Origin of the sequence: Loktanella sp. F6476L, assembly GCF_023015725.1 — a bacterium.
Classification (GTDB): Bacteria; Pseudomonadota; Alphaproteobacteria; order Rhodobacterales; family Rhodobacteraceae; genus Yoonia.
Map to the genome: position 1 here is coordinate 1 of NZ_JALKAR010000044.1, position 340 is coordinate 340.

Consider the following 340-nt stretch of genomic DNA (forward strand, 5'->3'; position numbering starts at 1 on the left):
CAGGCTGGCTTCTGCCATTGCACTCAACGAGCGATTTCCGACCGCTCTGAGCCAACCTTCGCGCGCCTCCGTTACAATTTGGGAGGCGACCGCCCCAGTCAAACTACCCACCACGCAGGGTCCCGGATCCAGATAATGGACCGCGGTTAGACATCAAACAGAATAAGGGTGGTATCTCAAGGGAGGCTCCACAATGACTAGCGTCACTGCTTCAAAGCCTACCACCTATCCTGCACATACTGTGTCTGATGCCAATGCGAAGCTATAGTAAAGGTGCATGGGGTCTTTCCGTCTAACCGCGGGGAGCCTGCATCTTGACAGGCAATTCAATTTCGCTGAG

Annotated in this window: 1 rRNA gene; it reads right to left on the reverse strand. The window is 54.4% G+C overall.

Features of this window, described 5'->3' with window-relative positions:
• Positions 1 to 340: ribosomal RNA gene (locus tag MWU61_RS19670) — 23S ribosomal RNA — on the reverse strand; the annotation flags it as partial.